This is a genomic window from Litchfieldia alkalitelluris (genome assembly GCF_002019645.1).
In the GTDB taxonomy this organism is placed as follows: domain Bacteria; phylum Bacillota; class Bacilli; order Bacillales; family Bacillaceae_L; genus Litchfieldia; species Litchfieldia alkalitelluris.
In genome coordinates, this window is record NZ_KV917374.1 from 4,875,413 (window position 1) to 4,900,805 (window position 25,393).

General features: G+C 37.0%; 18 protein-coding genes and 2 pseudogenes. 3 read left to right on the top strand and 17 right to left on the bottom strand.

Annotation, left to right across the window (positions count from 1 at the left end):
• Positions 1–89: 89 nt before the first annotated feature.
• From BK579_RS22950 to pgmB, 5 genes and pseudogenes are all read right to left on the bottom strand, one after another.
• Positions 90–269: pseudogene (locus tag BK579_RS22950) on the bottom strand (hypothetical protein); the annotation flags it as partial.
• Positions 270–290: 21 nt separating this feature from the next.
• A complete protein-coding gene (gene uidA, locus BK579_RS22955) occupies positions 291–2,096 on the bottom strand; it encodes a beta-glucuronidase (RefSeq protein ID WP_078549567.1) in 1,806 nt (601 codons plus the stop codon).
• A gap of 201 nt (positions 2,097–2,297) precedes the next feature.
• Complete coding sequence (locus BK579_RS22960; RefSeq protein WP_078549569.1) at positions 2,298–3,602, bottom strand: glycoside hydrolase family 1 protein; 1,305 nt, start codon at positions 3,600–3,602, stop codon at positions 2,298–2,300.
• Between the two features lie 926 nt (positions 3,603–4,528).
• A complete protein-coding gene (locus BK579_RS22970; RefSeq protein ID WP_078549573.1) occupies positions 4,529–5,641 on the bottom strand; it encodes an alpha/beta hydrolase in 1,113 nt (370 codons plus the stop codon).
• A 940-nt stretch (positions 5,642–6,581) separates the two neighbouring features.
• Positions 6,582–7,226: a beta-phosphoglucomutase gene (pgmB, locus tag BK579_RS22975; RefSeq protein WP_078549575.1), complete on the bottom strand. Its 645-nt coding sequence runs from the start codon at positions 7,224–7,226 to the stop codon at positions 6,582–6,584.
• A 244-nt stretch (positions 7,227–7,470) separates the two neighbouring features.
• On the opposite strand from pgmB, the gene BK579_RS22980 reads away from it, so the two are divergent.
• Positions 7,471–8,106 carry a TetR/AcrR family transcriptional regulator gene (locus tag BK579_RS22980; RefSeq protein WP_078549577.1) on the top strand — a complete coding sequence of 212 codons (636 nt, stop codon included), beginning with the start codon at positions 7,471–7,473 and terminating at the stop codon, positions 8,104–8,106.
• Positions 8,107–8,605: 499 nt separating this feature from the next.
• Here BK579_RS22980 and BK579_RS22985 read toward each other — a convergent pair whose 3' ends face one another.
• The 4 genes from BK579_RS22985 to BK579_RS23000 form a co-directional block, all read right to left on the bottom strand.
• Positions 8,606–9,988: a glycoside-pentoside-hexuronide (GPH):cation symporter gene (locus tag BK579_RS22985; protein ID WP_078549579.1), complete on the bottom strand. Its 1,383-nt coding sequence runs from the start codon at positions 9,986–9,988 to the stop codon at positions 8,606–8,608.
• 393 nt (positions 9,989–10,381) lie between these two features.
• Positions 10,382–12,130, bottom strand: coding sequence for a glycoside hydrolase family 3 protein (locus BK579_RS22990; RefSeq protein ID WP_078549581.1), 1,749 nt, complete (start codon positions 12,128–12,130; stop codon positions 10,382–10,384).
• Positions 12,131–12,186: 56 nt separating this feature from the next.
• On the bottom strand, positions 12,187–13,917 hold the full coding sequence (locus BK579_RS22995) for a sulfatase family protein (protein WP_078549582.1): 1,731 nt from the start codon (positions 13,915–13,917) through the stop codon (positions 12,187–12,189).
• A 505-nt stretch (positions 13,918–14,422) separates the two neighbouring features.
• Positions 14,423–15,883: a GH39 family glycosyl hydrolase gene (locus BK579_RS23000; RefSeq protein WP_078549584.1), complete on the bottom strand. Its 1,461-nt coding sequence runs from the start codon at positions 15,881–15,883 to the stop codon at positions 14,423–14,425.
• A 309-nt stretch (positions 15,884–16,192) separates the two neighbouring features.
• Here BK579_RS23000 and BK579_RS27145 point away from each other — a divergent pair, with 309 nt between their 5' ends.
• Positions 16,193–16,303 (top strand): AraC family transcriptional regulator, encoded by a 111-nt coding sequence (locus BK579_RS27145; RefSeq protein WP_078550781.1) that lies wholly within the window; start codon positions 16,193–16,195, stop codon positions 16,301–16,303.
• Between the two features lie 116 nt (positions 16,304–16,419).
• Positions 16,420–16,494: pseudogene (locus BK579_RS27165) on the top strand (MFS transporter); the annotation flags it as partial.
• A gap of 393 nt (positions 16,495–16,887) precedes the next feature.
• On the opposite strand, the gene larC2 reads toward BK579_RS27165, so the two are convergent.
• The 8 genes from larC2 to uxaC form a co-directional block, all read right to left on the bottom strand.
• Entirely contained in the window at positions 16,888–17,361 is a 474-nt protein-coding gene (larC2, locus tag BK579_RS26850) for a nickel pincer cofactor biosynthesis protein LarC2 (protein WP_078549586.1), read from the bottom strand.
• Between the two features lie 37 nt (positions 17,362–17,398).
• Entirely contained in the window at positions 17,399–18,601 is a 1,203-nt protein-coding gene (gene larC / locus BK579_RS23015) for a nickel pincer cofactor biosynthesis protein LarC (protein WP_078549587.1), read from the bottom strand.
• Entirely contained in the window at positions 18,602–19,351 is a 750-nt protein-coding gene (gene larB / locus BK579_RS23020; protein ID WP_078549589.1) for a nickel pincer cofactor biosynthesis protein LarB, read from the bottom strand.
• A gap of 46 nt (positions 19,352–19,397) precedes the next feature.
• Positions 19,398–20,870, bottom strand: a complete 1,473-nt coding sequence (locus tag BK579_RS23025) for a gluconokinase (RefSeq protein WP_078549590.1) — start codon at positions 20,868–20,870, stop codon at positions 19,398–19,400.
• A gap of 71 nt (positions 20,871–20,941) precedes the next feature.
• Positions 20,942–21,742, bottom strand: coding sequence for an ATP-dependent sacrificial sulfur transferase LarE (larE, locus tag BK579_RS23030; RefSeq protein WP_078549592.1), 801 nt, complete (start codon positions 21,740–21,742; stop codon positions 20,942–20,944).
• Between the two features lie 81 nt (positions 21,743–21,823).
• Positions 21,824–22,594 (bottom strand): SDR family oxidoreductase, encoded by a 771-nt coding sequence (locus BK579_RS23035; protein WP_078549594.1) that lies wholly within the window; start codon positions 22,592–22,594, stop codon positions 21,824–21,826.
• 82 nt (positions 22,595–22,676) lie between these two features.
• Positions 22,677–23,945, bottom strand: coding sequence for a nickel pincer cofactor-dependent isomerase, group 22 (locus BK579_RS23040; RefSeq protein WP_078549596.1), 1,269 nt, complete (start codon positions 23,943–23,945; stop codon positions 22,677–22,679).
• A gap of 22 nt (positions 23,946–23,967) precedes the next feature.
• Positions 23,968–25,371: a glucuronate isomerase gene (uxaC, locus tag BK579_RS23045; protein ID WP_078549598.1), complete on the bottom strand. Its 1,404-nt coding sequence runs from the start codon at positions 25,369–25,371 to the stop codon at positions 23,968–23,970.
• Positions 25,372–25,393: the final 22 nt, after the last annotated feature.

The following is a 25,393-nucleotide window of genomic DNA, read 5'->3' on the forward strand; positions in this document are numbered from 1 at the left end:
CTTTCATTACAAAATCTATTACTTTATTTACATCCATTTCCCATAGACATCTCAATGAAGAAAAGTCAGCTATCCATGTCCTTCCATCATTTAGGCCCCAGAAAATCAGGATGTGGACGGGCTTCTACACATACGGCCCGGATTTTTGATTCATGGATACGGGCCATTTCTTCTCGAAGCACATCTTCTTCTTCACCATGCTGCCAAAAAAAAGGCAAAATATAATTATCTTCGTTACCTGTTACCATATCATAAAAACGCGTTGACATTTTTCTACCTTGTTTTTTTGCTTATTTTTTATAATCAAAGTCAGGTATATTTGTCCATCGTCTTCGAAGTTCAAAGGCAGCTGCCTTTGGCTTACGGTCACGTGTGAAGACCCCTTTCTTATTTCCTTGTACTCTTATAATTCCTTGGCTTGTTTGGAAATCGGCAAAGTTCCATACTTGCTCACCCACAAAATTAGGGAATTCATCGAACACTTCATGGTTTGCTTGAAAATACTCGACCTGATACTCTTCGGTGAACATAACTGCGTCAACATCATGGAAACCAGCAATAGTGTCTGCTCCATATTCAGTAAACATAATTGGCTTACCTGGACAACGTTTCGTCCAACCCTCTAACTCTTTACGTAAGTTAATCTTTGCTTGGTCGAAGTCGCCACCGTTTACGTACCAGCCATAGTAACGATTCAATGCAATCACATCAGTTAGTTCAGCCGTTCTATCTAACTGTGGCATCGCCATCATATGAGTCACTAATGTAACCGGGCGTTTTTGCGGATCCTCTTGTTTCATTAATTCAATTAATGGTTTAAAGTACTCATAAGCACCTTCTTCTTCTGATGCTGGTTCATTGGCTACCGACCACATCACCACAGATGGGTGGTTTTTATCACGGGCTACAAGCTCTTTTATTACCTCTTGGTGATGCTCGAAGGTATTGATTTCTTTGAATGTTTCGCGTTTTTTGCCCCTTCCATGTTGTGTCGGAGAGACATTCAAATGCACGCCCACAGCCGGAGTTTCATCAATTACAACAATCCCTTCCCTGTCAGCGAGTCGCATGATTTCTTCTGAATATGGATAATGTGCAGTACGAAATGAATTTGCTCCAATCCACTTCATTAGATTAAAATCCATCACATTTGCTGCTTCATTAAACCCTCGACCATGAATATCTGTATCCTCATGTTTACCAAAGCCTTTGAAATAAAATGCCTTATTGTTAATTAAGAATTTACTATCCTTAACTTCTACTGTTCGGATACCAAACGGTTGATGATACACATCCACGACCTCACCATTATCAATAAGCTCCACTTTTAATGTGTAAAGGTAGGCGTTTAATGGCTCCCAAAGCTTCGCATTTTCAATTTCCAATGTACCTTTTTCACCTGTCTTAGTTGCTACTTGATTACCATCTTCATCTATAACAGATACCTGTAGTACTTCATTTGCTTGTCCAACCGTTTCAACCAGATACTCCACGAACCCACTATTCCCATTAATAGTAGGTATTGTAGAAATATCATGTATATATGATTTTGGTGTTGTATAAATTTTTACCGGTCGGTGCAAGCCTGCATAGTTAAAAAAGTCAAAATTCGGAAGGTTTCGTACTAATTTTCCTAACCCTTCTACTTCTGTTTCTGAATAGTGCCCCATTGGAAGAGTCGATTCATCAACAATATTATTTACGGCAACTGTCACACGATTTTTGCCGCTCTTTATACTTTCATTGATTTCTACTTCAAAAGGGGTAAAACCACCTTTATGCTCTGTCACAAGAACACCATTGATATATACCTTTGCCAGATGGGTGGCTGAGCCAAACCGTAGCACAAGCCTTTCTTCTAGCATATATCTCGGCACAAAGAATTCCTTTTCATACCAAACCCAACCAATGTGATTACGCAACTCCCTAGCAATCAACAAATCGTTATAAGAGGAAGGAACAGCCATGGTCATCGTGTTTTCCAATGGTTTCTCAAACCATTTAGCTTCTAGTCCTTCCCCTTGGTCTACTTTGAAGTCCCAAATACCATTTAAGTCAATTTGTCCTCTCGTTTCCGTTGTTATTGGATATAACATTTTACTCGCCTCTCTTTTACAAGCTTTTAAATGTATCATTTTCTTCTTGTCATTGATCCGCTTACATTATTTAAAAACTTTATTACATAGGTAGTTGTGTATTAATTTTATTACCCCTACACTTATGCTCTAGTAATAGGTTTCAGTTAGAATACTGAAGCCTATTACTCTATTTTTCTTTAAAAGTCTTACTGCAAGAGTTTACACAAGTTCCCTAAAAGAATGTAATCCAGATTTTTTAATATTTCCTAAAAACGACAAACTTTCCTTTGGATATCTCGTTTGAGTTGAGCGATCAACGGCAATCAAGCCGAAGGTTTGTGCATACCCTAATTGCCATTCAAAATTATCGAGTAAAGACCAGTGTGTATATCCAATGATGTGAATTCCTTCGTCTAGACATTGAAGCACACCTGTTAGTGCTCGTTCGATAAATTCAACACGATCTTCGTCACTGTCCGTTGATATGCCATTTTCTGTCACAATGATCGGTTTGTCCCAGTGCTTCGAAACAAATCGAAGAACATTTTCTAAAGCTTCTGGATAGTATTCATACCCCATTTTCGTGAGTCTCGCATTTTCATCTTTTAGAACTTCGCCATCTGGTCCATGAATTTTCCGAGAATAATTTTGAACCCCTAAGAAATCATCTTCTTGTAGATATGGTAGATAGGAAAGCAAGTCTTCATGCTGTTCTTTTTCTACGAATTTTTCTCCCCCAGGCAATGCTTGATGGTCGTAAAGGGAGAATGTGATTCCAACCTTGATCGTTGGGTTTAGAGCTTTGATGACGCTTCGAGCCTTTTGATGACATTCCATAATAATGCGTTCACCATTTTCCGTTTTAGGGGCAAGAAATGTGTGTACATTTCTTGGGTCAATTCCAAAAGTCTCTCCTAACGAACGATAATAGAGCTCCATCCTCGCTTTCATAGTATCCATATTAAGTCCTACTTGCACATCTCCATCAGAACTTTTCGTATTCGAAGCAGACATTTTTATCATAATTTTTGTAATTTGTTTGCCCATATTTGCTTCATTTATCGTACAGATGTAGGGAATAAGATGACCTAGTTCAGAAACTACATAGTGAGCGTACTTTCCAAAGTATTCAATTGTCGTTTCACTTTCCCATCCACCTTCGGAAATCAACCATTTTGGTGATGAAAAATGATGCAAAGTCACGATTGGTGTTACATTTTTTAGATGACAGAACTCTAACACCTCTCTGTAATGTTGGATTTCAGCTTCATTAAAATGGCCTTTTGTTGGCTCAATTCTTGCCCATTCGATTGAAAATCGATAGGTGTCACAGCCTGCATCTACTAACAATTGAATATCTTCTTTGTATCGATGATAGTGATCCACAGCATCTAACGATGGTTCTTTGTACGTCGAATTTGGCACTTGCTCCATTGCCCAAAAATCACTATTCACATTATTTCCTTCTACTTGGTGTGCTGCTGTTGCAGCACCAATCATAAATCCATTTGGGAATTTTTTCATTTTAACTTCTCCCTTCAGAAATTTCTTGGCAATTAATGTTTAATCATAGTTGGTCATAACCCATATTAAGTAAAACGGTTACATTTCCCATTTCAGTGTGCCAATTTTCACTTTTATCGTAGCATTCCTATATAAAAACCTATGGTATTTTGGTACTTTTTTTAGCATTATTTAAAAGTAGTCAGATTATTTTATAACTATGAGAAGATTACGTTTGAGTAGTTAAATCGAAGAAATTAAAAAAGTGTGATCTAATTGCAGAATCTTTTACATTTGCTAGTCCTTTTCATTGATCTAACTAGAGTGGTAATCTATGAGAAAATTAAGGAGAAGACGTTAAATCCTTTACATTTTAAACCAGATAAAGAATTTCATTTTCCGGTCATAAAAAAATCAGCATTTTCTGAAAGGATACATTTTAAAAAGTGTGATGAATTGAGATCTATTTTGAAGGAATCGTGACAATCGAAACCTACTGTTTCCCATCGACTATCAGAAGAAATTATTATCGGCATCGCTAATAACACACGAGCCTTTTTTACCGTGAAACTGTACAAATGTATTATCAATCTTTACGGATACCCCTTGGATAGACTCGTACATTTGAGTGTGTTCTCTACTAAACTACTATGTTCAAAGGTTTTTTGTGAAGGTTTTTTAAAAAAAGTGGTTGGTATTACTCCAAAGCAATTTCGACCTTTAAAAAAATAACCCTACATGTGATTGTGTAGGGTTAGAGTATAGACAAAGTACAAAAAGGATTACCTCTATCCACAAGCAAAGCTAAAGATGTCAAAACAGACACAAGACATGAAAAAGGATGCTCCCCAAAAGTCAGAGAACTTCTTAGGGCTAAGCACTGCAAGTTGATGTACTTTTCAATCGTTTAAGAATTTTATAAATTCCTAGTCTATCAAAAAGGATAATCAGCGACCAAATACAGCCTTCAATCCTTTTGCAATTTCATTCATGCAATCTTCGGCCTGTGGGTATTCCCCGATTTTATCAATAAAGGCGTGATCCATACCATTGTACTGAATATGCTTGGTTTTCACACCACTTCGTAAAAGCTTTCGGGTATAGGCTTCTGCTTCAAGACGAAGATAGTCATATTCTGCAGTGATCATTAATGTCTCAGGCATTCCAGAGAGATTTTCGGCAAACAGAGGAGATACCTGTGGATTTGATATTTCTGCTCGGCCCTGTAAATAAAGGTTATTAAAAAGAACTCCTGCTTCTCCCAGTGCGAGAACTGTTCCTTTAATAATCTCGTGATGATGTTCAATCACATACTGATCAAGATTCCATTTAAAGTCCTCGGTAGAATTTTTCCCCAGGTTAACAACTGGATAAATCAAAGCCTGGAATTTGATCATATTTTTTCCCTTTTCCCTATCCATTAGTGCGCAAACGGTCGCAAGATTACCACCAGCGCTATCACCGCAAACGGCAATCTGGTCACGATTTACTCCTAATTCACCTGCATGCTCATACACCCATGTTACCGCATCAAAACAATCTATTAACCCGGCTGGGAATGGGTGTTCTGGTGCTAGCCGGTAATCGACCGAAATAACAACCAAATTTGCTTTTTCTGCTAATGCCTTACATGAATTTTCAACCGCACCAACAGTACCCCCGATGAATCCGCCACCGTGGAAAAATACCACGACTGGCAAAAAATCAATCGACTCAGGTGAGTAGATTCTAATTGGGATGCTTCCATTTTCACCGTTTATCTCACTGTAGGTCGTTGTAATTTCTGTTTTCGTTACATCCTTGTTTGGCCAGCCCATCGCTGAACGAAGAGCAATCGGAAAATTCTCCGGCTTGATACTACTAAAGTCTGGCATTGAATTACCAGCGTGTGCTTCATGTTGCTTAATCACATTTGCCAAAACTCTTGGGTCCAAATCACCACTGATATCTACATCAGGAATGTGTTTGATTACTTTTACAATCCCACTTTCATGCTTTACTTCTGACCTAGCCTCAACCAAACAAACAAGTTCTTCATATTGTTTACTTACAACTCGCATCTGTAACAACTCCTTCAGTATTAGCGCTCCACAAGTGTTTTTATACATCATTATATCAATCGATTTACAAGATCTGCTAGTAAATCTCTAATACAAAGGATAACGGTTTCCATTATTATAATTATACTTTTGTATAGTTTATGGTATGATATTCATATTTTTAGTATATTCGTTGTTTATTAACAAATTTTCATTGATAAAGTTTGCCCAATAATCCCTGTTAAGAATGCTTATTTTAAAACAAGACTATTTGGAAGTCTAATTTTTCTTTATATTACCAAAACTTTAAATTTCATTTGGATATCGAGTGTGTGTTGACGATTCCACAGGAAGATGAAACACTCCTTTATAAGTTGTCCTAACTATAAGTACCAAATTAAGTTGTATATTAACAATAGTAACTTCATTTAATTAATTCTTTGCTAGTACAAAGTAGTTGGGTGTCCACTTTTTATTCTAGCTGCAAAATTCCCCTTAATTCATAAAAAGGATTGAAAATAGCGTAAATAGAGGGAGAAAAGTTCTCTTATATGACTAGAAACACTTTAAAATAGGTAATTTTTTTATATAAGCGGAAAAGTTCCCCTTATTTACCGCAAAACTATCTCTAATCTGCAAATAACGGAAAAAGGTACGCTTATTTTTTTTGTTGCCATTCCGCAAGTAATTCGCCCCATAAATAACAAGACCATAATATATATTTCAGTGTATTTAGATGAAATAAGAATTTAGGTGTAAAAATAGCATTAAAAATGAATTAAAAAATGAATTAATCGTTATTATATCAACGAAAAATAGCATACGAAAAATAGCATACGAAATATAATGCGAATTCGTATGCTAAAGGTATTGTTTTTATTATTCTGTACTACTAAACTGAACTACTTAAGTTTAGATCTACTATGGTTTTTTTTGAATAGCTTCTTCCTCTTTTATTTAGTTAGTCTAGAACTTCATTTATATCAACATGAACTAAGTTGGCGTATGCCAACTGTGTTTTTGAATATGATGCAGCTGAACTAACTCCAACAGCCTTCATATCAGCTGATATTGCAGCGTCGATTCCAGCCTCAGCATCTTCAATAACCACACAATCCACAGGCTCTACTTGCAAACGTTCGGCAGCAAGTAAAAAAACTTCAGGGTCGGGCTTACTTTTAGTTATGTCGTTGCCGTCCGCGACTGCATCAAAAACGTGTTCTAAACCGATTTGTTCCAGAATAAACTTTGTATTTTTACTTGAAGAGCCAATGGCAATTTTAATCCCTCTTTCTTTCAAGTGATTAATAAACGACAAAACACCAGGTAAGATATCCTTCTCACTTATATCTTTTAATAGGTTTCTATAGATGTCATTCTTTCTTTCCGTAAGTACCTCCTGTTCTTTTTCACTATATTGTTTCTGTGAGTAATTTAGAATAATTTGCAGGCTTTCAACCCTACTCACTCCCCGTAATTTTTCATTTATCTCTCTATTAAAATGCAAATTCTCTTCATCAGCGATTGCTTTCCACGCCTTGTAATGAAATTCATCGGTTGTGACGATCACGCCATCTAAATCAAAAATAACTGCTTGTTTACTCATCTATTATTCATCCTATTCAATAAGTTCTATACCCAAATAAAAACCTCTGTGATTATGAGTACGCATTCAATTTGCCAAAGAATGTTTATTAACTACAACTAATTACCTCTCTTTTACACACTGTAAGTATATTTTACACAATGTAAAATTCATTGTCAAATAAAGGATAGACAAGTTGAGTTTCTGCATCGGTTAAGTTATAATAAGTGGGCTCATTAACAATATAGGATTGGAGGAGAATGGAATGGCAAAAAGCTGGAGGAATCATGCAGATGCATATCGTGTTCAAACTAGGGAAAATATTCTCGTAGCTACAAAAGAGCTCATTCTAAAGAAGGGTATTACAGAGGTTACGATACTGGATATCTCCAAAAAATCGGGTATTAGTCGTGTAACGTTTTATAAACATTTCAATTCGATCCACGAAATTGCAATGGAAATTCAAATTCAGATACTATCAGAAATCTCTGCCATAGAATTACCCAAAACCATGAAATATAAAAATGGAGCCGATAAGCTCCGGTGTTTGTTATTAGGATTTGCCGAATACTTTAAAGAGCATCGTGAAGATTTACGTTTTATTGCGATCTTTGATCTTGCATATGTTAATGAATACCCTTCAGAGGAATTGAAGCAGAAATACGCAGAGGAAATTTCCTCCTTTAAAACGCCGATAGTAGATGTCCTAAACTCCGGAATTCAAGACGGTTCTCTACAAGTAGATCAAGATCCCAAGCTTGTAGGGCGTACCATTGCCCATTCCTTACTCGGACTTGTGCAACGTTTGGCGACAAGAACGAATCTGGTAGAAGCCCCCTCTACTGATGAAGATATCTTGGAAGATTTTATTTCTATGATTGTGAAGTCGATTAGCAAATAAATGGTAGTATACTTATGATGTAAATTAAAGGACAGATTACGAAAGCAGATTACCAAAATTAATAAAATAGCCTTACTCTGTAGATGTCATGTCATATTTACTTATTCCTCATTTTTTGAAATTTGGAAGCTCTACATATTTTTTAAATGTTATCTCTCTTCAGTAAGAGGAAGATTAAAAGATAACCATTTCTACAATTGAATATAAAATTTCAAATACATATGTTGGTTTGTGGTACACTGATAACACACTTAAATCGAACAAATGTACAGAGCCATTAGATAAGGAATAACAGGTCTATTCAAATAGAGCTATTAGCCCCTCAAAAATAGACCTATTAATATTATAACGATCTACGGATTATCAAATACTGGATTCGATAGTGCCTTTAGCAAAAATAATCATTACTTTAGCGTATCTATAGGTTATTCAACTTCAAAGATACAAAACTATCTCAACTATGTCTCTTCCATAAATTTATAAAAACACTATTGGCACCTTATGCTTTCCGTGCTTTTATTTCTTCAAGAATACTAATATATTTATCTTTATCTAACCTATAGAAGTATATCACTATAATACCAATGATGGATGCAATAATTGGAACGATAGTCACAGAAATAAGAATTCCTTGTAATGCTTCAGGAGTCTGGCTTGAATTAGCTACATAACCTGTTGCGCCTAAAATTATACCTGACAATGCACCACCTAGTGCCATTCCTAATTTTTGAGTAAATATAAAAGTTGAGTACACAAGCCCTTCTGCTCTAATATTTGTTTTCCACTCCCCATATTCTACCGTGTCTGGGATCATAGCCCAAAGTAATGGCCTTGATAAGCCCATCCCGATAGCAACAATAATTCCAAATAAAAAGATTGAGAGTGCACTAGAGTGGAAAAAATATAATCCAATCCACCCTACAACAGATATTAATTGACTAAGAATGGCTAAATTTCTTTTACCCATCATTTTAACAAAGTAAGGACTTACCACAACAAATAATGTTGTTATTCCTAGGGTTACTGCAGAATAAGTTGCAAAGAGCACTATATCACCATAGATATATTTGAAGAAATAAAGCATTGAACCACTTTGAACTGCAGCACCAAGCGAGTTTACTACTATAAAGATTAACATAATTAATAACGGTAAATTAGTTCCAATCACCTTCATTTTTAATTTGAAAGGGATTTTTTCTTTTTGCTTGCTAGCTGATTTATCTATAGTATCCCCTAGTCCTTTAGTACCATAAAATGTTATGAGTAATGTGATTGTGGCTATAACAGCAAAAATAATACTTATTACTAGAAAACCAGTTTTTTCAGTTGAAAAGCTTTGAACGACTGGTAAGGTAGCACTAGCTACTATCAATGTAGCTACAGTACCAAATACTACCTTTACGGAAGAAATAGTAGACCTCTCTTGATAATCTTGTGATATCACAGCCATAAGAGAACTGTATGGGATATTTACCACCGTGTACATAAGACCAAAACCAATGTAAGTAACATATGCATAAACTAGCATACCTGTGTCACTAAAATTTGGAACCGTAAAACATAATACACCAGTTACTGCCATTGGAGTTGCCCCAAATAAAATATATGGTCTAAATTTCCCCCATCTACTTTTTGTTGAATCTACAATAAAACCTGCTCCTACATCAGTTACTGCATCAAGGATTCGAGTAACCAAAAATAACATAGCTGCTGCACTAGCAGAGATACCAAATACATCTGTATAAAAGTAGAGTAAATACATCGTCATTAAAATAAATATAAGGTTTAAACCAAAGTTTCCTATAGCGTATTGAACTGCTACTTTCATCCCAACTTTTTCAACAACTGGGTTTGACTGTTCAACCTCATTAACTTTACTCATTTTCAAGCCCCCTGTTTTTTCCTTTATAACGCAAAAAGAGATAATAAAGCGCTTTCATAATCTTAATAGAGGAAATGGAGCTAAGCGAATAACAACGAACGAACATCGTGTACGAAATTCATTCATTGTTTGTCAGTCCTCTTTCCGCTATAGCTCCTTTTCCGTATTCCTGTATATTTCTTGGAGTAAATTAGGCTGATTTCAAACCCTCCATCCTTCATACTCTTAGAAATTACAGATTCTCTTTTTAACTACAAATTTTCTTTTTCAACGTCAATTTTTAAGCAAGGGAGTAAATTTGTAATAAATATTAATAGATCCAAAACAAAAAACTGCTGATAGTCATCCAATTCTGTTCGCTTATCCTCTTTTAACAAAAGAAACTAATCAATTTTAATAACGCGCATCTACTCTGCCGCAGAAAGCATCGACCGGGCTCTTACCTTTGAACTCGGAGCGTCCCATTAATTTATCAAAAAGATTTTCCAAAACATATTCATTATTCGTATAGGCATTGACATAGGAGTGAACCATTGGGACATCTAATAAATGATACGGGTTAGCTAAACTAATAAACACTGTTGGTACTTCAGCTGTAAACCAAGGGGCATCGTCTCCCATACCTCCAAGTCCTTTCCAATTAATTCTGATTACTGTATTGTTGCTTGCCGTTTCAAAATTAGCAACATAGATGGCTAAATCATATTTGCCAGTAAAATCAGACACCTTCGCACCAATTTCTTGCATTACTTCTATTGTTCGAGCATCTGGTTTACCTGCCATAAATCCTTCCATATCTATATTAAAATCTCTGTTTCTTACATCAACGTCAAATCCTTCTCCCTCTAACATTGACTTAAGCTTTATACGTAAAGGAGAATCGATGCGGTCATTTTCCTCCAGCACATTTAGGTAAACTTTTTTATACTTTTCGTTATTCAATGGCAACAGATTTTCTAGGTTTTTTACAAGGGTGATTCCCTTATCTGCACATTCCTTTGCCCACTGAATATGTTTTTCATTCTTTAAAATGGAAAGCGCCTCTTCACTAGGAACCAATGTATTTGCAGCTTGCTTTTCATGAAGGTTTAATGCTGCTTTTGTTGCTAGTATTCTAGTAACTGCCTCATTTAAACGTTCATCCGTTATTAATCCTTTATGATAACCTTTAAACATAAATTCAATATCTTCTTCCATATTTTTAGTGAAAAGTAGCATATCACAACCCACTGCAATGGCTGTCGGGACGGCATCCTCCCGCTTCATACCAGTTGTATATCCTACCATTTGTGAAGCATCAGTGATCGCTAAACCATTGAAACCTAACTTTTCTCGAAGCAATCCTGTTACTAGTTCTTTCGAAAGCGTTGCTGGCACAGGCTTATCATCTAATTCTGGATTCAATTTTTGGGCATAGGCCGGTTGGGCAATATGACCAACCATTACCGTTTGTGCTCCGTAATCGATTAATTCTTGATATACCTTACCAAAACTATTATCCCATTCTTCCACTGTTAAAGAATTGACACTTGTTAACAAATGCTGATCCCGTTCGTCTACCCCGTCGCCTGGGAAATGTTTGATACTAACTGCAACGCCTTCCTCTTTTGCTGCATCCATATAACGTTTAGCCATCTTTATTACTTGCTCAGCGTTGTCTCCGAAAGTTCGTAAGTTAGTAATTGGGTTTCTAAAATTCATATCAATATCTACAATTGGAGCAAATGACCAGTTACACCCAACCGCTGCTCCCTCACTACAAGATATTTTACCTAATGCATATCCCATTTCTGGGTCATCCGTTGCCCCGACTTGCAGGGGCTTAGCAAAGTCTGTACCCTCTCGAACAATACCATTTCCACCAGCTTCTAAATTAGCTGCAATTAACAACGGTATTTTAGAAGTATCTTGCAGTGTGCGATGTGTTTCTTGTATTGATTTTCCGTCTGTTGGTCGGTACATAATCCCACCAACCCCAATGTTTTTAGTTAGCTTTTCTAAAAGATTCTTGTCACTAGAGACCCCTGGCAAACAAAATAATTGGCCTATTTTCTCTTCAAGTGTCATGCTTTTTAGAGTGTCTTCTACCCATTTAATACCGTTATCGTCCAAATAAAATGGATTTCCATTAAGATTAACCATTCTTGTACATCTCCTTGTTATCAATTATTGTTTATTAAGGCTGACCTAACGATTACTTATTTATCACTCTTTTTAGCAACTTCAAATAATCCTACAGCTTCCTCACTGTCTTTGTAACCGATCCGTACGGATTTTGCTCTGATTTGCTTGGATCCCTCGTTTAGAATGATTGGCCCAGTGTATAACTTCCAGTTAGCGTTGTCACCCTCCTCAAACGTGTACGTTATCGACGCTCCTTGTGTAGCCGAATGTAGCATGATGGCTGTTGGTTCATGATAAACACCTTCGCTCGCAGCTACTTTACCCCGCACCTGGCCATTAATTGGAATGAAAAGTGGTTTTGCGGTTTGAGGTTGAATACCCTCTGGCCACATTGTCTTAACCATCTGATCCTCAGGAATGTCTCCCCAAACGTCATATTTCTCACACCACTTGTCTAGCTCCGCTCGAAGTATACCCAGTTGTTCCTTGTACTGCGGATCACTCGCCAAGTTATTCAATTCGTCGGGGTCATTCACACAATCGTATAGCTCTTCCGGTGGACGTTTGTTTTGCAGAAAAGCTTGTAAGTCACCTTTCGCTTCGCCCGCTAATTGAAGTCTCCACAACTCCTGAAAAGCAGGATGATCATGACTGAAAGCAACCCATTGCATATATGGATTTTCAGGATAATAGTTACGAATATATTTAAAACGATCATCTCGTATCGCTCGAACCTTGTCATAGGCTTCATCATATCTGTCTCGAGTTGCAAAAACATATTGCCTTTCCTCATCGTCATTACCGATAAAGGTCTTACCTTGGATATGCTGTGGAACCGGTATATCCGCAAGTGACAGCATAGTCGGACCCAAATCAATTAAGCTGACCAATTGAGCAGTCGTATGTCCCTCGGAAATCTTACCCGGCCAACGAACAATTAGCGGGATTCTAATTCCAGCATCATACGGCCATCTCTTGGCTCGAGGCAATCCTTCGCCATGATCGCTCCAGAGAATAACAATGGTATTGTCTCTTAAGCCATCTTCTTCGAGTTGTTCAAGAAGCTTACCGACAAATTGGTCAGCATCTGCAATGCGGTCATAGAGTTTTGCGATAGAAAGTCGCGTTTTCGGTGTGTCTGGCAAATATGGGGGAACTTCAACTTTATCAGGATCGGTCACAACCGGTCTTTCTTGGGTAATCGATTTTTTTATTTCTTCAATTGACCGCCCTTTAAACAAATTTTTCACTTGTTCAGGTAATGGCTGCCCCCTCTCCAGCAATGGTAATAGTTGTGCCATTGGATTATCGGCGAACATTGCACTTTCGTGTGTAGCGTCATAATTAAATACAGAGAAGAATGGTTGCCCTGAGTTCCTGTTACGCCAATGAGCCTTTGTCCCATTTTCATCCCAAGCTGTTACAGGTGGTAAAAACTGATAATCCGTCTTAGCGTTATTGGTCGTGTAGTAACCATTTGCCCGTAGTATTTCTGGAATAAGTTTTACATGGGCAGGCGGGACAGCATAGTAAGGTGTAGGAAGCTCCGGCGTTTGTTTGTTATCATGCTCTGTCCGCATATGATGTGTGCCGATTGAATTTGCGTACATTCCGGTAATAATGCTTGACCGACTTGGCGCACATACACCAGCAGTACAGAATGCATTCTCATACATGGTACCTTCCTGAGCTAACCTGTCTATATTAGGTGTACGTGCTACGTTGTCTCCGTAACAGCCCATTCTTGGACTTGTGTCTTCAAGCGATATCCATAAGATGTTCGGTTTTTCATTTGTACTGTGCATTTAACATTTCTCCCTTCATATTTTAACGGTTAGTAGATAAAGCTAATGTTTCTAAGTAGACTAATAGGAGTTAATTTCTGGATTCAAAAACATGTGGTCCTATTTTTAATGATAAGCTTTCTGATGTCCCACTGGTGGACAGTTAAGTTCAATATGTTGTTTATTTTTCGATTCAGGGTCAATTGGAACCTAAAAAAAATTTACAGTGTGTAAATATATTTTACACACTGTAAATAACGGTTGTCAACGGTTACATTAAAACCGCCAAAATCTTTAGTAACTCAGTCTGGAGTAAGGTTATCTTTCCCTTCAAAAGATCCAGTTGTTTTATGTTAAATAACCCACTTATCTAAGGTATATGGCGTCAATTCGTATTCTTTAATAATTTCGTTTCTGGGTTTACCTGAAAGGTGTAGCTGAAACTTGATGACGGTAGTACAGGAGTAATGCAAGCCCCCGGCTATTCTCTATCCGTTATACCACCTATAAATTCTTCTGATTGTTATTAAAATTTTATGTCAATAGCACACATACCCTGTGATGGTACAAGTACTTCCAATGAGTTTATTTCTTCTTCCCTAAGTTCCGATGCTTTATACAATTGCTCTATATCATCTGCTTTAAGATACTTAGGGCTGCCCATATCCTTCCAATACTGCTTAGGGTTACAGTGTTCTTGATCGACCCGTTGAATTGTTATTTTTTTCGGATGTAATTCGTCTGAAATATCAATCTTAATTACTTCATCTTTTATCTCAGCATCCGGAATATTATGATTATACACAATTACCCTCATACCATTTTCTTTGCTTAAAGCAATCGCTTCTACCGTTGCACTAGCATCACCGGAGATTACTTCATAACGTTCCTTGCCTGCTTCGTGGAACAGTTGGAAACAACGATAAACTGGTTTCGGAATGCCATAATAATTCATGAGTCCAAATCCTCCGTGATAAGCACCGTCAAGTTGTCCGCTCTCCTCAAAGATATCAGAGAAGGTCCAGAAAGCATAGCCATCAACCAATCCATCGTTATCTGCTAGAATTTTTGCAACCATAGTTGCTGCATAGCTCTCATCATGCTGTGCATCATTTAGCATTGCAGAAGTGTTCCATTCTGTATAGTACAAAGGGTATTTCCCTGCTTCTTCGCGTGCTTTTGAAGTCATCTTTTTGATAACGCCCCGCTCATATTTTCCAAATTCTCCGGCTTCAAAAAGTTCCTTTAAAACACTCATATCTGTGCTTCCTTTTTTCCATAAGGGATCATCTGTTGGATAATGGTGTGTTGAAATAAAATCGAGCGGAACATTATTTCCTTCACAAAACTCAATCATATCTGTTATCCAGGCATTTATAGATGTAGCAGGACCTCCTACTCTTAATTGGTTATCAAAGCTCTTAATTGTTTTTGCGGTGTTCTCGTAAAGTTCGAAATATTGCTCCTTTGTCCCTGACCAGAAGTGGATTAAATTGGGTTCATTCCACACTTCAAAAAACCAAGAACGGATTTCTTCTATTCCATAACGGTCAGCAAGATGCTCTATAAAAGCATGAATGAAATCATTCCACAGATTGTAATCAGCAGGAGGAGTGATATTTCCTTTATAATGAAAAACCGTTTCCTTACCAGATGCGAGACATTCGGGCATAAAGCCTATTTCAATGAATGGTTTCATTCCAATGCTTAATAGGAAATCAAAAATATTATCAATATTCGAAAAATTATAAACGAACTCTCCAGGTACCGGATAGCCAAATGACATCTTTCTAAGGCAAACGCTCATATCATCATTAAACAAACCATGAAATCTTACATACTTGAATCCTAACTCTTCCTTTGCCTTTTTAAGCTGTTTCCGATAGTCTTCACGTAATGCTGTATAAGCACGGCAGCTGCCCACACATTCCTCCCAATAATGAGGGAAAGAAGATTTTTTGTCTGTGTTAATAGTAAAATTAATCATAATTTTTACTCCTTACTAGTTTTATAGTTTTCCATTTATTTTATTAATTATTTCTTTGAAATTATGAAATGCTGATACTACGTAACTCTATTCTCCTTAAAATCAGTTTCGTTTTCATAAACCCATGATAATATATTCGCTTCGAATGTTATGGTATGTCTGTACTATTTTTGGTAAGAAATTATCAATATCTGTAATGAAAAAGAGGCTTCTCAAGATTTGATTCAACTAATGGAAGCCTCTTTTAATTCAATTATTTGACACTTTGGCTACCAAAGAAAACCAAAACTATGAGGTTCCGATAAAAGTATCAATGAAATTAGTAACTACCTCTGCTTTTTAGATCAGAGTCACTTTCAAAAATCTTTTAAAAGTCAATACAACATTACACCTCAAGCATATCGAAAGTCTTTATTGTAATCATTTTTCACTTATCAGATAACCCTCCCCGTTCAAGCTATGTTAATAGTGTTGGTACCAAGGGCTGTAGTGCATCGTTTGTTATCTTTTCATTAATCATTGGTATGTTGTTTAAGATCCTTTTCTGTATTCGCCAAATAAAATCAAATGATCCATTATTAAATCTATCTGTATTCAAATATAAAGTCTTTATATATTTTTATACAATTTAAACAAGCCTTACAACTTCACGAATGAGGCTTGTTTGTTTCTGGAAAGTTCCCAAACACTTATTGATATAATAGTAGAAATATTATCCCTTCTATATCTGCTTTCTCTTGATATAGTATTAGTTGCTCTAATAACTTAACCAATGACTTCTGTCTTAGGATTGCACCTTTTTATCAGATTCCTTCTTTCTCCAAGGTAATGACTCAAGCCCTAAAAAAAGTAATCATTTACAATTATTAATATACATCTAGCATAGGTATGTTCAACACGCAACCTGCCATACTTGCAATTCCCCCTATTCCTAAAAAATCTAAGGTTATGCAAGGGTTAAGAGACCTATTATTGTTGTAGATTCCATATTTAGTTAGATAGATCTATATTTCGTTAAGTTTTATCCAAACTTTTTCATATACTTTTTTTAAAGGTACCTTGTTAGCTCTCGCTATTTCTTTGCACTCTTCATATTCGGGGGACCTTTGGATGACTTCTCCTTCATAAATCCCTTCTTTAACAGTGACGGTTCCCCACTCAATATCCACCCTCCTAAATCTCCTCTCAACACGATGAACGGTTAGAGGATAATAGCGCAATCCAAGGGTAGTTGTTTCGTTGAATAAAATTTCCTTCATTCTATTCAAGTTCCTATTGGAACAAAGTAATTGAAGTAACACTCCAGGTCTATTTTTTTTCATATAAATCGGGGTGTAAAACACATCATTTGCCCCTGATTCAAAAAGCAAATCCATTACATATCCAAGCCATTCACCTGACATATCGTCTAAATTGACTTCCATTTTAAACATTTGATCATCCATATGTTCATGATTAGGAGGAAGCTTTGAAACCATGCATGGGTCCCCTTTCATTGTCAATTATCTTTTTTTTCTATTCTCCTATAATGACACGTAGAACGTTTGGGCGATCTTTAAAAGTTTTCGTCCCGGCCCCATAACCTATAGATTTGACTTCCATTGATGGAAGGGTGCAAAACTCCTCGGACAACACTGATACTATGGCAGCTCCAGTTGGTGTAGTAAGCTCAAATCTCACATTGCTTTGTTCAATTGGTACACCTTTTAGCATTTCTAATGTAGCAGGAGCTGGTACTGGGTAAATCCCATGATCAATATGAATTCTGCCCGTCCCTACTGGTATAGATGAGGATTTTATCCTCTTAATGTCTAATTGATGAATTAAAATGGCCGTACCAATAATATCGATAATAGAATCCACTGCACCCACTTCATGAAAATGTACATTTTCCAAAGGAATACCATGAATCTTCCCTTCTGCCTCACCAATCTTTTTAAAGATTTTTAGAGATGTTTCTTTTACTTCATCAGATAATTCAGCTGTTTCAATTAACGTTACAATATCTTTATACGCTCGATGAGCATGGTGATGGTGATGAGCATGACGGTGACCATGTGAATGATCGTGATCATGTGAATGATCGTGATCATGTGAATGATCGTGATCATGTGAATGATCGTGATCATGTGAATGATCGTGATCATGTGAATGATCGTGATCATGTGAATGATCGTGATCATGTGAATGATCGTGATCATGTGAATGATCGTGATCATGTGAATGATCGTGATCATGTGAATGATCGTGATCATGTGAATGATCGTGATCATGTGAATGATCGTGATCATGTGAATGATCGTGATCATGTGAATGATCGTGATCATGTGAATGATCGTGATCATGTGAATGATCGTGATCATGTGAATGATCGTGATTATGTGAATGATCGTGATCATGTGAATGAACATGGTTATGTGAATGATCGTGATCATGTGAATGAACATGGTTATGTGAATGATCGTGATCATGTGAATGAACATGGTTATGTGAATGATCATGCGAATGAGTAGCATCATCATTCAATATCACATCAAACTTTGTCCCAGTTATTCCATTTTTGATGACTTTCTTCCATTCCAGTGTATATTCTTCTGAAATGTTTAATTTTTTCAGTTCTTCTTCTAACTTACTAGGGTCCGCTCCTGCATCAAGCAATGCTCCAATAACCATATCTCCACTAACCCCAGAAAAACAATCAAAGTACAATGTCTTCATCTATATGACTCCCTTTTTTGCTATTTGATAGATTAAGGCAGCGTTATATGCACCACCAAATCCGTTATCGATATTTACTACACTAATGCCTGATGCACATGAATTTAACATGGTTAGTAATGCAGACAATCCATTAAAATTCGCCCCATATCCTACGCTTGTCGGAACGGCCATGATTGGATGAGAAACAAGTCCACCGACCACGCTAGGAAGTGCTCCTTCCATTCCTGCTACTACAACAGAAACTGTCGCATTTTGAATCTCTTCGATATTATCAAAAAGACGATGAATTCCTGCTACACCAACATCATATATCCTGCGAACATTACACCCTAACGCTTCTGCGGTAACTGCAGCTTCTTCTGCTACCTTTAAATCTGATGTCCCCGCACAGACAATGGCAATATACCCCTCAAAAGAATCTTCCTTTGTATCCTCCCTCCAAAAAAGGATTTGAGCTAGCTCATTATAAATAAACTCCGGATACTTCTTAAGGATATACTCCGCTTTTTCTTTTGTTATCCTTGTAACCAATACATCATTGTTATTTGACCTTATTGCATTAATAATTGAAAGTATTTGTTCCGCCGTTTTTCCTTCTCCATAAATGACTTCTGGAAATCCTTGTCTTTTTTTTCGATGATGATCGACCTTTGCAAATCCCAAATTCTCATATGTCGCAAGTTTTTCCTTTGCTTCTTTCACCGTTAATTTCCCACTTTGAACCTGCTCTAAAATCTCTTCCATCATAATTATTCACTCCTTAGTCGCCGCAAACAAATATATTTAACATTTACTAAAAATACTTTTTTAGATCATGCACAAACAACTCATATTTCCTATATATCACTGAATATATTTCATGATTGTTTTGATCTGGTATAATTGGAGATCCCATCGGAATATTCTTTTTTATTTCATCAAAAGACGTTACCTTTTCTAATGCGACTAAAGCTGTCCATGCTGCTCCCCAGGCTGCACTATGATGGGTCTCTGAAACATATACTTCTTTTCCAAAAACATCAGCTAATATCTGTAACCATACTTTCGATCTTGATAAGCCTCCATTAACATAGATTTTTTCTGATTCACCAACTGAATGTTCTAATGCTTTAGCAATTTGGTATAAATTAAAAGTAATTCCCTCTAGCACTGCACGAACAAAGTGCTCGGGTTTATGGGTAACAGTCATTCCAAAAAAATTCCCTTTCGCATGTTGGTTCCATAATGGCGCTCTTTCACCATTTATATAAGGGAAAAATAACATCCCCTCCGCTCCTGGCATCACTCGTTCGGCTTCATTCGTAAAATCATCAAAGCTACCTTGGTAGGATAAAAGTTCTTTTAACCATTGTAGGGCAATCCCACCATTATTTGTCGGACCACCAATAATATAATCATCCTCTGTAAATGCATAACAAAAGGTTTCGTGGTTATCACTTAGCTTGAAACCTTTTGTAAACTGTCTGATAGCTCCGCTTGTCCCAGCAGTGATTGCCACTTCTCCCTTTGAAATGGCCCCAATTCCTAAGTTAGCTAATTGACCGTCAGCTGCCCCTATTACAAACGGGATTTCTCGTGGAAGTCCTAACTTTTCTGCTACCTCTTCCTTTAATCCAGTTAAAACTTTAGTTGGGGGAACAATGTTCGATAGTTGTTCCTTCTTGATTCCTGCTTTGTCTACAAGCTCATCATCCCACTGAAGAGTTTGACCATTAAATAGCCCTGTGGCTGACGCCATTGAATAGTCAATGACTCGCTCATTAAACCATTTGAACAGAAGATACTCCTTGATTGAAAGAAAATATTGTGCATTAAGATATGGCTCATATTCCGTTTCCTTCATCCAAACTAACTTTGATAGTGGAGACATCGGGTGTGTTGGCATTCCATTTTTTTCATAAATGTTCATTCCATCTGTTTGCATTAAATGAGCAGCTTGTTCACTACTTCTTCCATCAGCCCAAATAAATGCATTTGACAAAGGCATTCCATGCTCATCCATACAAAGGAGGGAATGCATCGCAGCTGATAGACCAACTGTTACTAATTCATGTTTCTCTATGTTCGCAGAATTCATTGCCTCTAAAACAGCTTGTATAGCTAGTTGTTCTATTTCATCCGAATTTTGCTCAACCCAGCCTGGTTGAGGATAATAGGAAGTGATTAATTTTTCAGATTCTGAGACAACCTTCCCCTCTAGTGTAAAAATGATCGCTTTTACACTTGTTGTTCCAATATCAAGACCCATGACCATCTCTCTAGACATCCTTCATCTCCCATTTCAATGTAATAATGTTTACAGAAAAAGCCTTGGAGAAAATTCCAAAGCCTTTTCTATTATGAAAGAACCTTATTCATACTTCCGCTCTTGTAACCTACTAAATCTAATGTTATATATTTGAATCCGTATTTTATAAGCTCTTTTGAAATGGCTTCATGATTCTCTAATACTAGAGTCATATCACTCGGTTCTACCTCAATCCTTGCAATTTCTTGATGTGTTCTAACTCGGACCTGGCGTATATTTAATGATTTTAAATACATTTCTGCTTTTTCCACTTTTGTTAGCTTTTCAATTGTAATTTGTTCACCATAAGCAATCCTAGATGATAAACAAGCAAAAGAAGGTTTATTCCATGTTGGTAAATCATAGTCTCTAGAAAGCTCTCGAATCTCGTCTTTAAATAGATTTGCTTCTTGTAATGGCCCACGAATTCCCTTTTCCTTTGCCGCTGTCATGCCTGGACGAAATTCATTTAAATCATCTGCTATAACACCATAAACAACATTATTAAATCCCTTTTTTTCCATGACAGGAATTAAGTGATCAAAAAGACTGCTTTTACAAAAATAACAACGATTTCGATCATTTTCAGTATATCCAGGGATTGCTAATTCTGAGGTCTCTAAGACAAGATGATTTACCCCTATTCTCTTCGCTAACTCCTTTGCCTCTTCTAGTTCACTAGAAGGATATGTTTCAGAATCGGCGGTCACAGCAACTACCCGATCCGGCCCAAGTATATCAACCGCTACTTTTAATAAGAAGGTACTATCCACTCCACCCGAAAAAGCGACAACAACAGAGTCCATTTCACGGAGAATTGACACTAACTTCAAATACTTTTCATTAATCATTGTCCTTCTCCTTTCTTATCAATCTGATATGTTTTAAAATACATAGATTCATAGATTAATAGTTCCTACCTTCTAATTCAATTAAATTGTCATACTTCCAAAACCACCGTCAACTCGAATAAGAGTACCGGTTACAAAGCTTGAAGCCTGCTCAGAGGAAAGCCAAACCGCAGCTCCTTTTAACTCATCCGGATTTCCAAACCTCTTCATAGGTGTATGATTCATTATTGATTCAATTCGCTCTTCGCTAAGGATTTTCCTATTTTGTTCTGCAGGAAAAAATCCAGGGATAATGGCATTTACACGAATCCCGTAAGGAGCAAATTCTCGCGCTAAAAACTGTGTGACACTATTTACTCCAGCCTTTGAGACTGAATACGTAAATACTTTTGATAATGGTGTAGTGGAAGAAACTGAAGAAATATTAATGACGCTTCCTTTTTTTTCCTGTTCAATCATTTTTTTAGCAAATATCTGGCAGGCAACGACAAGCCCTTTTAAATTCACATCCATAATGTCATCCCATTCTTCCATCTCTAAATCAAAAAATGGAGTTGCACTATTTTTCCCTGGTGCATTAAGTAAAATCTCAAACCCACCTGACCACTCTTCAATTTCTTTTGCCACACGTTCTAAAGATTCTCTTGAGCAAACATCTGCTTGAAAGGCTTTACCTTCCCCTCCACTTTTTTCAATCTCTTGGACTACTACATTTGCTTTTTCAAGATTACGACCAACAATTGCAATCTTCGCCCCATGTTCAGCTAAGCCTTTGGCAATGGAAGCTCCTAATACACTATTTCCTCCAATTGCTACAGCAGTTTTCCCAGTTAAATCAAATAATTGACTCAATTTAAAAGCCCCCTTAGCGCCATCTATAGGTAGCAATTTTCCCTGGTGAAAACTGAATTGCTACCTGTCAGTGTTTTGTTTTTTAAAATAAGTTTCCGTTCTCATCAAAGGATAGCTCAAATAGTTCTGAACTCTGGTCCATTTGAGGATGCTGATTAATATGGTCGAGTAAAGCTTCTGACACTTCGATTTCACTTATTTCAAGTGTATTTTTGATTCGAACCATTTTCACCTTTGTAAAATCCAAGATGTTACATGTTTTAATGGCTGCTTGTATCGCCTCTTTATCATTAGATAGAGTCGTTGCTATTTTTGTTGGTGCACACACCGTTGAAGTTAATCCATTGGCATAGGTAAATTCAAGATTCATTTTGTCAACTAGTCGTTGGGTCGTGAAATCTGCAGTTCCGACTCCATTGGCATTCCCTTCCGTTTCATGTGTTAAATCAAGGACCACCATTTTATTTACCTCTGGTCCACCATGTGCATATGGAGTTGGATAACGACCGGTGATATTGGGATCCATCCCGTCTCCGCTGATATTTTTCCCAATTTTGTCAATCACAAGGACGTCTATCTGTTCAAAGAAAAGCTTTGGTAATAATTGTTTCGCTTGTTTCTGTAAGTCCGGTTCTTTTTCGGCAATTTCTTCGGCCGCTACCACCTCAACACTCGTAACCTTATCAAAAGCATTTTCAATCGACGCTACCCCAAAGAGGACCGGTGTTTTTTCCATGATCATCTTTGCCATCGCAGGAACATTTTCTGCCATATACTTAAATCCCAATTGATGACAAGCCTCTGCCCCCTTTTGTTTTCCTAAACCAATACTAATCATCTTCATAATTCCACTCTCAACAGGTCCACGAAAAGCTGTATGAGGTTTTATCCGATTAATCACCACAATTCCATCTGCTTTTGAAGCAAATTGATCTACATAAACAGGTAGGCCACTTGATAATTCACCTAACTTTATAACGTCCATCGATGAACGAATTTCCGCACCTACAGTTTCTTCGGTTACACCAAGATGTGCTAAGACTTCACGCTGGCCTTCTGCAGTAGCACCTCCATGACTCCCCATACTAGGTACTATGAATGGTATCGCCCCTAGTTCTTTTAAATATTGTACTGTGACAGATGTAATATCAACTAGACGATCCATACCACGACTTCCAACTGCAATGGCAATTTCCATGCTGGGTTTTACTTTTTTACGAATTATTTCTTGATTTAATTTTCCTTTTAGGTCTTGCTCAAGATTTTCTAGTTTTTTGTCATCAAAATGCTGTCTTACTTTAACCATCTTCGGCACTGGAATATCTTTTAATAAATCTTGAATGATGCCCATACCTTACCCTCCAATTACATGTTTACTTTACAGAAAAGAAGTTTTTCGCATTATGAAAACCTATATTTTCAACCATTTGATGTAGAATCTCTTCATCATTTGGCGCCTGGCCACTTTCAACCCATTCTCCAATGAGATGGCACAAAATTCTTCGAAAATAATCATGTCTTACATATGAAAGTAGACTACGAGAATCTGTGGTCATGCCGATAAAATGACTGAGAATTCCCAAGTTTGCTAAGTCTTTCATCTGTCTTGTCATTCCATCTAGCTGGTCATTGAACCACCATCCAGAACCAAATTGAACTTTCCCTGGAACACCTTCCTCAAAGAAGTTCCCAATCATTGTTCCAATCACATAATTATCACGAGGATTTAAATTATATAGGACCGTTTTAGGCAGTGAGCCCATGCTATCTAATGTATCTAAGAAACGGGATAAGCCTTCAGCCAAAAGTTGGTCTCCAATCGAATCAAAGCCACCATCAGCCCCAATTCGTTTTTGCATATGGGTATTATTATTTCTCAACGCTCCCATATGAAGTTGCATCACCCAATTTTTCTCCGCATACATTTTACCTAGTTCAACTAAAAGATAGGAACGATACCCAATAATTTCTTCTTGGGTAAGTTCTCCCTGAATTAAACGTTTCTGAAAAATGGTTTCTACTTCGTTTTCCGAAAACGCTTTAAAGTTCATTTGTGTAATATCATGATCTGAAGCCAGACAACCATTCTTTGCAAAGTAGTCCACTCTTTGTTTTAAAGCTTTAATCAACTCTTTTAAACTGGAAATCTTAATGGCTGAAACATCTTCGAGTTTACTCATCCAATCATGAAATGATGATCTTTCAATAAATAAGGCGCCGTCCGGACGAAAAGTAGGAGCAACTTCCACACTAAATGTTTCATCTTCCTTTAATAATTGATGATATTCTAGCATAGAGGTTGGATCATCTGTTGTTCCTACAAATTCAACATTTGATTTCTCTATAAAGCGTCGAGGCTTGTAATCCGGAGTGCTTATTTTCTCATTACATTCTAGCCAGATTTCACGAGCGGTTTTTGGTGACAATCTCTTATCTATCCCAAAATAGGTTTTTAACTCCATATGTGTCCAGTGATACAACGGGTTTCCAATTAAATGAGGAACTGTCTCAGCCCATGCCTCGAACTTCTCCCAATCAGTTGCCTCCCCTGTGATAAGTCTTTCACTTACCCCGTGCATACGCATAGCTCTCCATTTATAATGATCTCCTGCAAGCCATAGTTGCGCTATATTTTCAAATGAATGGTTTTCATATATTTCTTTTGGACTTAAATGACAATGATAATCAAAAATCGGTAGTTTCTTCATGATATTTTGAAAAAGATGTTCTGCTGTAGAATTCGTTAATAAAAAGTCATCGCCTAAAAACGCCTTCATTCTTTTTGCCCCCCAAGTATTA

Coding starts and splice junctions, on each gene's coding strand:
- uidA (WP_078549567.1), bottom strand. CDS start 2,096: ATGTTATATCCAATAACAACGGAAACGAGAGGACAAATTGACTTAAAT.
- BK579_RS23000 (WP_078549584.1), bottom strand. CDS start 15,883: ATGATTAATTTTACTATTAACACAGACAAAAAATCTTCTTTCCCTCAT.
- uxaC (WP_078549598.1), bottom strand. CDS start 25,371: ATGAAGGCGTTTTTAGGCGATGACTTTTTATTAACGAATTCTACAGCA.
- larC2 (WP_078549586.1), bottom strand. CDS start 17,361: ATGGTTTCAAAGCTTCCTCCTAATCATGAACATATGGATGATCAAATG.
- BK579_RS23040 (WP_078549596.1), bottom strand. CDS start 23,945: ATGGGCATCATTCAAGATTTATTAAAAGATATTCCAGTGCCGAAGATG.
- BK579_RS22970 (WP_078549573.1), bottom strand. CDS start 5,641: ATGCGAGTTGTAAGTAAACAATATGAAGAACTTGTTTGTTTGGTTGAG.
- BK579_RS22990 (WP_078549581.1), bottom strand. CDS start 12,130: ATGGTTAATCTTAATGGAAATCCATTTTATTTGGACGATAACGGTATT.
- BK579_RS22985 (WP_078549579.1), bottom strand. CDS start 9,988: ATGAGTAAAGTTAATGAGGTTGAACAGTCAAACCCAGTTGTTGAAAAA.
- BK579_RS23025 (WP_078549590.1), bottom strand. CDS start 20,870: ATGTCTAGAGAGATGGTCATGGGTCTTGATATTGGAACAACAAGTGTA.
- BK579_RS22980 (WP_078549577.1), top strand. CDS start 7,471: ATGGCAAAAAGCTGGAGGAATCATGCAGATGCATATCGTGTTCAAACT.
- larE (WP_078549592.1), bottom strand. CDS start 21,742: ATGATTAATGAAAAGTATTTGAAGTTAGTGTCAATTCTCCGTGAAATG.
- BK579_RS22960 (WP_078549569.1), bottom strand. CDS start 3,602: ATGAAAAAATTCCCAAATGGATTTATGATTGGTGCTGCAACAGCAGCA.
- larB (WP_078549589.1), bottom strand. CDS start 19,351: ATGATGGAAGAGATTTTAGAGCAGGTTCAAAGTGGGAAATTAACGGTG.
- BK579_RS22995 (WP_078549582.1), bottom strand. CDS start 13,917: ATGCACAGTACAAATGAAAAACCGAACATCTTATGGATATCGCTTGAA.
- pgmB (WP_078549575.1), bottom strand. CDS start 7,226: ATGAGTAAACAAGCAGTTATTTTTGATTTAGATGGCGTGATCGTCACA.
- larC (WP_078549587.1), bottom strand. CDS start 18,601: ATGAAGACATTGTACTTTGATTGTTTTTCTGGGGTTAGTGGAGATATG.